A 12,082-nucleotide genomic window follows, 5' to 3' on the forward strand; every position below is an offset into this window, starting at 1 on the left:
GACTCCTATAACCCAGCTGTCCTTCTGTGTAACGCTGTACGACTAACAGTTTGAACTCTTCATTATGTTTCGCCATGAAAAACACCCCAATCGTTGGAGGAGTGTCCAACTTTTGGGGTGCAGTTCAGTTAGGCACCGGGCTTTTTGGCCGAAGTCATATAAGTTGCTATATTAGCAAAACAAAATTAGCAAAAATGACCTCGGTATCTTTCAGCAGTATGACTTACGACTGGTTAGCCATTTCCTGCACGCGCTGCATCATTTCTGGGTCTTGTTGAATGGATTGACCAATAGCGTTGAAGGTATCAACATCTAGGCCGCTGTCTTCAACCACTTCGATCATGCGGTCGTTAGCTTCGGTGCGCACTTCCTGTTGCGCTGATTCATCTTCCGCTTCCTGCAGACGCTGGGTATATTCCTGAGAAATAACCGCAATTTCTTGAGAAGCATCGGCAAACTGCTGGAGCTGGTCGTCAGAGAAATCCTGGGCAGGTGCTTGCTGGGTTGCCATTGGATCTTGTGCAGCGCCTTGCTCTTCCTGGGCGTGGGCAGTAGCCGTCATCAGGCCGGTCGCGAGCAGGGCAGCGGAGAACAGAGCAGTCATACGTTGCATAAAAGAAACCTCAGTATTGCGTTGTGGATGTGCCCATTGTGACGCGCCATATTCAACCAGGTTCAATTTTTTATGTAAAAGGCAGTAACAAAAAGAACAAAATGTATCAAACAAGTGAATTACGCACGCCACCACGGAAAAAACATGTCTAGCACATTCAATAAGTTACGCCCCAAAGACCTCCCTTCGGCGGGGCTTGCCGCCATGCCAGCAATTTTTGTTCTGCTCTGGAGTACCGGCTTTATCGGTGCCAAATTCGGGCTGCCGTACGCAGAACCCTTCACATTTCTGTTTATTCGCTTTGTACTCACGCTACTGCTGCTGATTCCACTGGTCTTAGTGATGCGAATCCCCTGGCCTTCATCACCCAGGTTATGGACACATATCGCTATATCGGGCTTTCTAGTCCATGGCGCCTACTTAGGAGGTGTCTTCTATGGCATTTACCTGGGTATGCCCGCCGGTTTAGCGGCACTACTGGTCGGGCTTCAACCACTGCTGACCGCGGCCTTTGCCGGGCCGTTATTAGGTGAGCGGCTCTCTTGGCGTCAGTGGTTAGGGCTAGGACTGGGCCTGATAGGTATCAGTTTAGTGCTGGGTAGTAAGCTTGAGGTGGGCGAGTCGCTGTTTGACGGTTTCGGGATTAGCGCTCTGCTGTGTGTCACCGCCGCTTTGATGGGGATTTCGCTGGGCACTCTCTATCAGAAAAGGTACTGCACCAGTATGCCGCTACTTTCGGGGGCTGTGATCCAGTACTTGGCTGCGGGCGCTCTGCTCGGGATAGGCGCATTATTATTTGAGAGCCGCCAAGTGGAGTGGAGCAGCACCTTTGTGCTTACATTGGGATGGCTGGTGTTGATTCTCTCAATTGCCGCTATCCTGTTACTCATGGCCTTGATTAAAAAGGGAGAGGCCTCGCGTGTGGCGAGTCTTTTTTATCTTGTGCCTCCGGTCACGGCGCTGCAGGCGTGGTGGCTATTTGACGAACGTCTTCCCTTGCTGGGGCTTGTGGGGATGTTGGTCGCCATCACTGGGGTGGTGATGGCGATTAGACGATAACGCGTTTTTATAATTAACGTGGTTATTATAATTACCGATAGTTGTAGACCAGAGCTTGGATAAATATGTCAGCACACCACCACTGTGCCAGGGTGAACGGACACTGTAACCGGTGCGATTCGCCGGTACCGTTTGCCTTTACCATGGCATTTCAACCGATCGTCAATGTCAGTCAGCGACAAATCATTTACTACGAGGCGTTGGTACGCGGCCCGAATGGTGAGTCCGCTTTTTCCATACTTGGCCAGGTGACCGACGAGTTGATGTACCGCTTTGACCAAGCATGCCGTATCAAAGCGATTGAGTTGGCCAGCGAACTGGGCATGCAGGAACGGCTCTCTATTAACTTTCTGCCTAATGCAGTTTATGAGCCTCAGGCGTGCATTCAAGCAACTCTCGAAGCAGCGCACCGCGTTGGCTGGCCCACCGAGCGGCTCAATTTCGAAATTATCGAAACCGAGCGGGTCAAAGACCGCCACCATATGCGCACCATCATTGAGAGTTACCGCGAGATGGGCTTTACCACCTCGCTTGATGATTTTGGTAACGGTTACGCCAATCTCGACTTATTGACCGATCTGCGCCCCGACACCTTGAAAATCGATCGCGATATCGTGATGGCGTGCGACAGCAGCAAGCGCCGTCAGGCCATACTCAGTAGTCTGGTGACGTTAGCAGAAACATTAGCAATACAGCTCATTGCGGAGGGCGTGGAAACCCGCGAGGAGTCACGCTGCCTGCTGGCACTGGGCATTCCTATGCAGCAAGGCTACTACTTCTCCCGCCCGAACTTGGAAGCACTGGCGGAAATTGACGACGCCAAATATGACTAGAGGCACGCTAGGCTAGAGGTGCTCTAAATAGCCCGCTCCACCTAAATTGCGCATTTGCTGGCGGATCCACTGGCTTCGCCGCTCAACCTGAGCATCGGGACGTGCGGCGCTGCGTGTCAACGGGCTGGGCAAAATAGCCGCAAGCAGGCTTGCCTGACGTTCAGTTAACGAACTGGAAGATACGCCAAAATAGTGCTGAGCAGCGGCTTCTAAACCAAATACGCCGCGATCCCACTCGGCGACATTGAGATAGACCTCCAGGATGCGCTGCTTACTCCAGAGTATCTCGATCAGTAGCGTAAACCACGCTTCCATCCCCTTCCGCGTCCAGCTGCGACCTGTCCATAGAAAAACGTTTTTCGCCGTTTGCTGGCTCAAAGTGCTGGCACCGCGTAATCGCCCACCGTCTTGGCTGGCCTGCAACGCGCGACGCAATTCGACAAGGTCAAACCCCTGGTGGTGCGGAAAACGCTGATCCTCTGCCGCAATTACTGCCAGCTTGGCGTTAACGGGAAGCGAATCCCAGCCTCGCCACTCGCGTTGTATACGAATCGGCTCGCTGTTGATCCAACTCTCTATTTTGCGCTCGACCATCACCATCGACCCCGGTGGCGGAACGACCCGAAACAGTAGTACCAGCGCGACTGACAGCAGCACAAACGCTAACACGCCGCGCCAAACAATCCGCCATAGCAGACGCATAAATCGGCGCAGCGAGCGATTGAGCATTCCGTTATCCTTAACGCTTCATGAGGTGGTCTGCATGATAGCGCAGATGATCCTCAATGAACGAGGCTATGAAGAAGTAACTGTGATCGTATCCCGGCTGGCGGCGTAGCGTTAAGGGGTGATCGTGCTCTTCGCAAACGGCTTCTAAACGCTCTGGCTGAAGCTGCTCTTCCAGAAATTGATCCGCTTCGCCCTGGTCGATAAACAGCCGCTGGCGTGATGCGCCGTTAGCCACCAGTTCGCAGGCATCATACTGGCGCCAGCGGGACTGATCGTCACCCAAATAGGCGCTAAACGCCTGCTGCCCCCAAGGGCAGTTCATCGGATTGACCACGGGTGAGAAGGCCGACACGGAACGGAAACGTCCGGGGTGACGCAGCGCCAAAATCAATGCCCCGTGCCCCCCCATCGAGTGCCCACTAATAGATTCGCGGCCATTGACCGGGAAGTGCTGACGCACCACGGAAGGCAGCTCCTCAATCACATAATCGTACATGCGGTAGTGAGATTTCCACGGCGACTCGGTGGCATTAACGTAAAACCCGGCCCCGGAGCCCAAATCAAAGCTTTCGTGTTCGCCGGGCAAGTCGGTGCCCCGTGGACTGGTATCGGGGCAAACAATGGCCACGCCTAACTCAGCAGCGATACGGTGAGCGCCCGCTTTCTGCATAAAGTTCTCGTCGTTACAGGTCAAGCCCGACAACCACCAAAGCAGCGGTACACGCTCGTTTTCCGCCTGGGGCGGCAAGTAAACGGCGAAGATCATGTTGCAGTCCAGCGCACGGGAGTAGTGCCGGTAGCGTTTATGCCAGCCACCAAAACTACGGTTGGCAGACACCAGTTCTAGCGTTTCACTCATGCTCATGGGCAGGTTCCTTTAAATGCAGCAAACGCGGCAGGTCTACCCTACCGCGTTTTAGCGTTTCAAACGTGCTTTCTATACTACTTAATAATGCGGGGACTAGTAATGCAGCACGGTGCGAATGCTCTTGCCCGCATGCAGTAAATCGAACGCTTCGTTGATTTTCTCGAACGGCATATCGTGGGTAATGAAATCGTCGATATTGATCTCACCGTTCATGTAACGATCAACGTAGCCCGGCAGTTCGCTACGGCCTTTTACGCCGCCAAAAGCAGAGCCTTTCCAGACCCGCCCGGTGACCAGTTGGAACGGCCTTGTTGAGATCTCCTCGCCGGCACCGGCGACACCGATCACGATCGACTCGCCCCAGCCTTTATGGCAACACTCTAACGCCGAACGCATCACATTGACGTTGCCGATACACTCAAAGGAGTAGTCGACACCGCCGTCGGTCATATCGACAATCACCTGCTGGATCGGATCTGAGTGCTCTTTCGGGTTCACAAAATCGGTGGCACCAAACTGTTTAGCCAGCTCGAACTTATCAGCATTAACGTCGATAGCAATAATGCGTCCCGCCTTGGCCATCACCGCGCCTTGAATCACCGCCAAACCGATAGCACCGAGACCAAACACCGCCACCGTGGCGCCCGGCTCTACTTTTGCGGTATTCAGCACCGCACCGATACCGGTGGTCACGCCGCAGCCCAGCAGACAGATTTTATCCATGGGAGCTTCTTTGGAAACCACTGCCAGGGAGACTTCGGGCAATACGGTGTACTCGCTGAAAGTAGAAGTGCCCATGTAGTGATGGAGCATCTTGCCATCGAGTGAAAAACGCGACGTGCCATCGGGCATGACCCCTTTACCCTGGGTAGCGCGCACGCTGCCGCACAGGTTGGTTTTACCCGACAAACAGAATTTACACTTGCCGCACTCAGCGGTGTAAAGCGGTATGACATGGTCGCCCGGCTTAAGGCTAGTGACACCCTCACCCACTTCCTGCACAACCCCCGCGCCTTCATGGCCGAGAACCGCAGGGAAGTTACCTTCCGGATCAGCACCGGAGAGCGTGTAAGCATCGGTATGACAGACACTGGTGGCAGCCATTTTAACCAGTACTTCCCCCGCCTTCGGGCCTTCCACATCAATCTCAACCAGCTCTAGCGGCTTACCCGCTTCCAGTGCAACAGCTGCGCGTGACTTCATTTTGACTCCTAAATGCTCGTTACTTCAGAAAAACTAAGACGTTACTTATCAGTTGTTACCGGGCCAAATTCAATCGGCAGCCAGCGATATCCTTGGTCATCTTTGGTGATATGACCAATACCGGGAAATGGCATATGGGCACCAGCAATCCAGTGCTTATCTTCAACCGCGCTTTCGAGCACGCTTTCCCGGGTACGAACGGCCTGCTCGGGGTCAGAATCAAACTCAATGGCAACAGTAGGGTCAGCAAATTGAACGCCGTAGCTGTGCACCACGTCACCCCATACCAGCATGGCGTCATCATCGCTATTGAGCATAAAGCTAGAGTGCCCGGCGGTGTGGCCATGAGTATCTTGAACAACGATACCCATCAGCACTTCATCACCTGCCGTGAAAGGATTGAAACGACCAGCTTCTTGATAAGGCGCTACCGCCTCTTGGGCCATAGTAAAGAAGGCCTGGGCAGAATCAGGGGCCGCTGCAGCACGCTCCTCATCCAGCCAAAAGTCAGCATCTGCCTGGCTGGCACGCAGCTCAGCATTGGGGTAGACCGCTTCGCCATTCTCATCGGCCAAACCGCAAACGTGGTCAGGATGCAGGTGAGTCATCAACACCGTATCGACATCATCTGGCGAGTAGCCAGAAGCACGCAGGTTGCTCTCTACCTGGCCCAAGGAGGGGCCAAAGCAGGCGGCAGAACCGGCATCAACTAGCACTAGGTTCTCACCAGTGTGGATAAGAAAAGCGTTTACCGCGGTTTGCATACCGCTCTCTGCATCAATGAATAACGCATCCAGGTGGCGGAGAATCTCTTCTTGTTCCATGCCTTTTAGCAAGGAGGTATCAATAGCCGTATGACCGTCGTATAGAGCGGTCACCTCATACTCCCCGACCATCATACGAAACCAGCCCGGCGCTTGCTCCTGCTGCTGGGTGGGTAGCTCTGCTTGGGCAGTAACTGCCCAGCCAGCACTCACGGCCACTGCCAACGCACCACGCGACCATTGAGATAAGGATATAGACATAAGCAAAAGGCTCCATTTATAAGCTACCGATGGTAGCAGTGTAGGCCAGCTAGGCGCTCTTGATAAACCGGGATACACTCACAAGATTATTGCCACACAGCAACAATCGCAATTGACCCAGGGAGTTAGCATGCAGCACTGGAGCCGTATCGAAGCCTTTGTTGAGGTGGTGCGTTTAGGCACGTTCTCTGCTGCGGCCCGTCACCTGAAGGTGTCGACCTCGCATATCAGCCGTTTGGTTAGTCAGCTCGAAAACCAGTTAGGTGTACAACTGCTCTACCGCACCACCCGCCAGATCCGCTTAACCGATGCGGGCGCCACCTACGTGGAGCACTGCCGTCATCTATTTGACGGGCTGCGGGATGCCGAGCAGGCGCTTAGCGAACTCCAGGCCAAACCCAGCGGGCTACTTAAACTCACCTCGGCCACGACCTTTGGCGAGCGCTTTATCGCCCCGCTGGTGAATGACTTTCAGTGTTTGCATCCGCAACTGGATGTTCATATGCACTTCACTAACCGCCCCGTGGAGCTTATTGAAGAGGGCTATGATATTGCCATTCGGATGGGGGTATTAAAGGACTCCAGCCTGATCGCCAGACGTCTCTGCGACCGCCGCGAGTATATCGTCGGCTCGCAAAGCTACTTTCGCCAAGCACCGCGCCCTCACACCTTGTCAGAGCTTAGCCAACACCGTTGCCTGATTGGCTCACGGCCCAACTGGCTCTTTGAAGTCAACGGGCAACGCCGTGAAGTGCGTGTCGAGGGGTGCTGGTCGGGCAACTCCGGCCCAGCGCTGTTAGACGCGGCACGCAAAGGCCTCGGCCTTGCACAACTGCCGGACTACTACGTTGCTCCCTACTTGGCCAGCGGTGAGCTGGTGGCCGTGCTTGAGCCTTTTCAGCACCACGATACCGCCGTTTGGGCGGTCTACCCTCGCCACCGCCACCTGTCGCCCAAAATCCGTCAGTTGGTCGACTACCTCGTCGCTAATATAGATACCCTGCTACCCGGGAATCCGCTGGTCTAGCTCTTGATTAACTAGCACTCGATAGCATTGACGGCGAGCCCGCCTTTAGAGGTCTCTTTGTATTTATCCTGCATATCACGGCCGGTATCGCGCATGGTGCGGATCACTTTATCCAGCGATATAAAGTGTTCGCCATCGCCGTGCAGGGCCATGCGAGCGGCGTTGATCGCTTTGACGGAGGCTATCGCATTACGCTCGATACAGGGCACCTGAACAAGCCCACCGACCGGGTCGCAGGTCAACCCCAGGTTATGCTCCAAGCCAATCTCGGCGGCGTTCTCCACTTGCCCCGGCGTGCCGCCCAGCACTTCGGCAAGTCCGGCGGCCGCCATGGCACAAGCAGACCCCACTTCACCCTGGCAGCCGACTTCTGCTCCAGAAATGGAGGCGTTCTTTTTGCATAGAATGCCCACCGCTCCGGCGGTAAGCAGAAAATCCACGACATCGGCCTCGCTGGCGTCGGGTTCAAACTTTAGGTAGTACGCCAACACAGCAGGCACGATGCCTGCCGCGCCGTTGGTCGGCGCGGTGACCATGCGCCGCCCGGCGGCGTTCTCTTCATTCACCGCCAGCGCAAACACATTGACCCAATCCATTACGGTAAAGCTCGACACGATCAACCGCTGGTTTTCCGGCGGGTGAAGCAACTGCTGATGGAGTAGCTGTGCACGCCGACGTACATTCAATCCGCCGGGCAAGTGACCCGTCGCACGCAGGCCATTCTCGATGCTGTCGCTCATGGCGTGCCAAATGGTCAGCAGCTCTTCACGAATAGCTGTTTCACTGCGCCAGGCTTTCTCGTTTTCAAACATCAGTTGGCTAATACGCAGTTGATGCTGCCGACACAGCGCAAGCAGCTCTGCCGCCGTATCGAAGGGGTACGGCAGCTCGGTGGCATCTTCGCCAACCTCGCCTTGATCCGCTTTGGCTTGATCGACATAAAAACCGCCCCCAAGGGAATAGAAGGTATTGGTCGCCACCAGAGCGTTATCACAATAGGCGCTCAACACCATGGCGTTGGGGTGAAACGGCAGGCAGGTATCGTCCCACTCCACATCCACAGAGGGGGCAAAAGTAATCTGTTGCCCATTGGCCAACAACAGCGGTTCACCTTCAGCAAGTTGTTTTAAGCGCGACGCAATCGTATCCGGATCGATACTTTCTGGCGCTTCGCCCATTAGCCCCATGATCACTGCCTGATCAGTACCGTGCCCCACCCCAGTGGCGGCAAGTGACCCATGCAGCCTTACCACCAGCCGGGTAACGCGGGTATCGCCAAGCGCTAAGGCAAAGTCTCGCGCAGCGCGCATTGGCCCAACAGTGTGGGAGCTTGATGGCCCGATGCCGATTCGGAAAAGATCAAACACACTAATAGCCATGTCTATTTCGCCTCACAACGCTGTTATTACCTACGGTATCGTAATTGTGATGGTTTCACAGTTCGCTGGTCGAGCAAAATGTGAGCAAGCTATAACGTCTTAAAGGATTATTGTGTAGCCCTCTCAGGCAGAACGTCCATCTAAACGGAGGGATTCACAACTAGCTGAAAAAGTAAGCCAGGCTCCATCCTTTGGGCAAAAATTGTCCAATCATGAACATGTGCTATTTCCTGACATATAGACAAACCTAAACCTGCTCCAATATCCCGTCGGTGATCTCCTCGCCAAAAACGAGTAAATAAGAGTGGCAACTGGCTTTCGTCAATGCCACTCCCCCAATCTCTCACCTGAATTTTATTAGAATAAATCATTATAAGAATAGATGTACCAGCAGGTGCATGTTGTACAGAGTTTTCTAATAAATTTTTCAACAGAGTAAATAGTGCGCCTCTGTCGGCTCGCCACTGGCTTCCACTACTATAATCTTTTACGACAAAGCTAACTTTTGCAGCTTCAGCCATACGCTGCAAATAACATACTGCCTCATTAACAACATATTTTATATCGACAACGATAAAGTTATAGTTATTAAACTCACTTGTCTCAGCCAACAAAAGCAGTTGCTGAACCTGGCGAGACATGTAATTAGCGTCATTAAGCAACCAGTTACGCTCTTCTGTTTCTTCCATTAGCTCCAGCTGTGTGCGAATTAGCGTCAGCGGTGTCTTCAATTCATGAGCTGCTGTGGAAAGAAATTCTTGTTGTGTGCGGTAGCCATGCTCAAGCCTTTCAAGCGTATGGTTAAAACTGATGACTAAAGGAGCAATTTCTGTCGGCAAATTGTCATTTTCAAGCCGAGCCTGTAAAAATTTTGGAGAAATTAATGCAGCCGATTCAGATAGTTTACGTAACGGTTTAAGTGTATGCCGGACAATGAAATGAGCACAGAAAAAAAAGACCAAAAGAAGAACCAATGAAAATATTATCACCCCGCTCCTTACAAAGCGAAAACCAAATGTATCATGAGAAAAAAACATAAACCGTCGACTTACAGCAAGTTGAACAAACCAGCTTTGCCCGTCATTTTCTGCCTTTGCGGTGGCAGCATCCATTAAGACACCATCATGTTCAAACTTAAAATACCCAGTAGTTATTGGATGAGCAATATCAACGGAAGACCAAAATGAAGCGCCTGCTGCAGAATACAATACCACTTTCCCAGATTGATCAATGACTCTGTAAGCGGCTTCCTGCACTAAACTTTCAAACAGCCAGGGATATTCCAGCTCAAGTCCCATTTTTTCTGGGATACCCTCTTTATTGTATAGGATCTCTTGAGCAAAGTTCTTAGCAAAATCATTTACATCAGTTTCTGAAAAGATACTGTTCTTGAAAAAATATACGGCATCCAGCACGAAAACAATGAGACTAATACTCAGCACCATGCTAATAAAAAAAGCCAATAACGTTTTAACGCTGATGCTATTTAGTTGCTTTTCTATCCTGAAGCGCATAGCCTATGCCCCTTCTATTCACTATCCATTGCTGTGAACCAATGGCTAGCAATTTACGTCGAATCCGATGTAAAGCAACATCCAAAGCATTGGGTGTAACGGCTTCGCTTAACCCCCAACCAGCGGCTTCCAGTGCGCTGTGGCGTACCGACTCTTTATACCTACGCATCAGCAGTAACATTATTTGCATTTCAGCCTGGGCCAAAATTTCGCATTTATCTCCACAACAAATAAGGCTATCAGCCGGCCGTAACGTTAAATCGCCGCATTGTGGTTCCAGCGAACGGGCTTCTACAGGGCGGCGCAGCAGCGCTCGCACCCGTGCGACCATTTCTTCCATTGCAAATGGCTTGGTAAGATAATCATCCGCTCCGGCGTCTAGGCCCTCGACTCGATCATTCAATTCTGTGCGCGCTGTCAGCACCAAGCAGGGAATGGCATTGCCTGCCGCGCGTAAATGCTGCAACAACGATAAACCATCACCGTCTGGGACGCCTCGATCGATCACCAACGCCTGATAAGGCACTTGCCGCAAAGCAACCATCGCGTGATCAATGCGGCTGAACACATCAGCGACGATACCTGCCATGGCTAGCCCTTTGCATATCAACCGCGCCAAGCGCTCATGGTCTTCAAGCAGAAGTATACGATTCATCAGAAACGGTAGAGATAACCAAGCGCTATAGAACTCTCGGTTGAACTATCGACCAAGGGGCTGTTTTTAATCTCTGATGCCAGACTTGTGATGCCAACATCGAGAAGCACAAAATGTTTTTGCTCGAACACATAGCCTCCAAGTACGCCTATTTCTACATTGACACCGGCTTCACCATTGTAATAGCCACGACCAACGGTCACTTCATTTTTACGCACGCCATAGTAGTAGTCGATATAATGACTATCTAGCCAATTAGCAGCTAGACGAGGCGTCAACATAAAATTTTCTTTAAAATACCATGTTTTTTCTATAGCTAAATTAAAACTGCTGCCTTTGCTATCACCAGCGGCTTCGGTGGCGAATTTAGCACTAATATCAGCAAAGCTGTTTTGCCACTCCGTTTTAAAGCCTGCCCAAAAGCCACCATCACGATCTTCCATACCCTTCAGAATACGTGCATCTCCTTCTTCGTAGCCAAGGAAATCATACCTCCCGAAAATACTAAAATTAAACTCATTTGAATCACTAAGTTCATAACTGGGCAGCTTAACCGAAAGCTCAGGCACTGAAAGCTGAATATAGCTATTTTCGAATGCCACTATCGGCAATGGCATAATATCACTATCCATACCAGTATAAGCCTCTTGGCTACTGACGACCCCCAATCCGATCTCCCAGGATGAATCGCCATCTGCCTGCTTGCCAGTAGCGAGCGCTGTCAGAGGCAGGGCTAGGCCAATGATAGTTAGCATAGCAGTTGCACGATGGATAACTGCTGTATCGAAACAACGCGCTGATGAAAGTGATGACTGCATAAGGAGCCTCTTGGCTTTTTTTCTGTTTCCCAAAAAAGCAGTATTCATCACCTGACTTACCTGAAACTTACTGAAAAAACTCCTCATTTAGGCGAGCTCGTCGCCGCCAGCCATGTGCATTTTCATGCCAATGTGCCACATGCCCATTTTTTAGTCAGATGACGCAGGACGCAGAAATGACTGTGGCATCGATGATACCGCCTTCTTACAGCATCACGTCATTTTTCTCCAATTGCTCCTGGTAAGTCCCTGGCCTGTTTGACTTAGAACACGCGGAAATTTAAGCATAGGAATTTACCAGACGTAAGTTTCAGGTAAGTTTCAGGTAAGTGGCTGGTAAGTTTAGTGCTCTATTGTAA

At 51.8% G+C, this 12,082-nt stretch carries 12 protein-coding genes; 3 read left to right on the top strand and 9 right to left on the bottom strand.

All coding sequences use genetic code 11. The annotated features are described in order from the left end of the window. Window positions 1-223: 223 nt before the first annotated feature. Entirely contained in the window at window positions 224-613 is a 390-nt protein-coding gene (locus tag QT231_RS05245; RefSeq protein ID WP_088698839.1) for a DUF4168 domain-containing protein, read from the bottom strand. Window positions 614-757: 144 nt separating this feature from the next. On the opposite strand from QT231_RS05245, the gene QT231_RS05250 reads away from it, so the two are divergent. Both QT231_RS05250 and QT231_RS05255 read left to right on the top strand, forming a co-directional pair. Next, a complete protein-coding gene (locus tag QT231_RS05250; protein ID WP_308335866.1) occupies window positions 758-1,672 on the top strand; it encodes a DMT family transporter in 915 nt (304 codons plus the stop codon). Window positions 1,673-1,815: 143 nt separating this feature from the next. Then, window positions 1,816-2,505 (top strand): EAL domain-containing protein, encoded by a 690-nt coding sequence (locus QT231_RS05255; protein WP_308336051.1) that lies wholly within the window; start codon window positions 1,816-1,818, stop codon window positions 2,503-2,505. 12 nt (window positions 2,506-2,517) lie between these two features. Here the strand turns inward: QT231_RS05255 and mtgA are convergent, their stop codons facing one another. The 4 genes from mtgA to QT231_RS05275 form a co-directional block, all read right to left on the bottom strand. After that, a complete protein-coding gene (gene mtgA, locus QT231_RS05260; protein ID WP_308335867.1) occupies window positions 2,518-3,234 on the bottom strand; it encodes a monofunctional biosynthetic peptidoglycan transglycosylase in 717 nt (238 codons plus the stop codon). A gap of 10 nt (window positions 3,235-3,244) precedes the next feature. Next, complete coding sequence (gene fghA, locus QT231_RS05265) at window positions 3,245-4,099, bottom strand: S-formylglutathione hydrolase (protein WP_308335868.1); 855 nt, start codon at window positions 4,097-4,099, stop codon at window positions 3,245-3,247. Window positions 4,100-4,195: 96 nt separating this feature from the next. Further along, window positions 4,196-5,305 (bottom strand): S-(hydroxymethyl)glutathione dehydrogenase/class III alcohol dehydrogenase, encoded by a 1,110-nt coding sequence (locus tag QT231_RS05270; protein ID WP_308335869.1) that lies wholly within the window; start codon window positions 5,303-5,305, stop codon window positions 4,196-4,198. A 41-nt stretch (window positions 5,306-5,346) separates the two neighbouring features. Next, a complete protein-coding gene (locus QT231_RS05275; protein WP_308335870.1) occupies window positions 5,347-6,330 on the bottom strand; it encodes an MBL fold metallo-hydrolase in 984 nt (327 codons plus the stop codon). Between the two features lie 130 nt (window positions 6,331-6,460). Between QT231_RS05275 and QT231_RS05280 the strand changes: the two genes are divergently transcribed. Further along, complete coding sequence (locus tag QT231_RS05280; RefSeq protein WP_308335871.1) at window positions 6,461-7,357, top strand: LysR family transcriptional regulator; 897 nt, start codon at window positions 6,461-6,463, stop codon at window positions 7,355-7,357. Between the two features lie 11 nt (window positions 7,358-7,368). Here the strand turns inward: QT231_RS05280 and QT231_RS05285 are convergent, their stop codons facing one another. From QT231_RS05285 to QT231_RS05300, 4 genes are all read right to left on the bottom strand, one after another. Next, on the bottom strand, window positions 7,369-8,736 hold the full coding sequence (locus QT231_RS05285; RefSeq protein ID WP_308335872.1) for an L-serine ammonia-lyase: 1,368 nt from the start codon (window positions 8,734-8,736) through the stop codon (window positions 7,369-7,371). Between the two features lie 140 nt (window positions 8,737-8,876). Then, window positions 8,877-10,250 (bottom strand): ATP-binding protein, encoded by a 1,374-nt coding sequence (locus tag QT231_RS05290; RefSeq protein WP_308335873.1) that lies wholly within the window; start codon window positions 10,248-10,250, stop codon window positions 8,877-8,879. Continuing rightward, window positions 10,219-10,905 (bottom strand): response regulator transcription factor, encoded by a 687-nt coding sequence (locus QT231_RS05295; RefSeq protein ID WP_308335874.1) that lies wholly within the window; start codon window positions 10,903-10,905, stop codon window positions 10,219-10,221. The genes QT231_RS05290 and QT231_RS05295 overlap by 32 nt, the downstream gene beginning before the upstream one ends. Then, window positions 10,905-11,723: a MipA/OmpV family protein gene (locus QT231_RS05300; protein WP_308335875.1), complete on the bottom strand. Its 819-nt coding sequence runs from the start codon at window positions 11,721-11,723 to the stop codon at window positions 10,905-10,907. The genes QT231_RS05295 and QT231_RS05300 overlap by 1 nt, the downstream gene beginning before the upstream one ends. Window positions 11,724-12,082 lie beyond the last annotated feature (359 nt).

Source organism: Halomonas sp. SpR1, assembly GCF_031010175.1.
GTDB lineage: Bacteria > Pseudomonadota > Gammaproteobacteria > Pseudomonadales > Halomonadaceae > Vreelandella.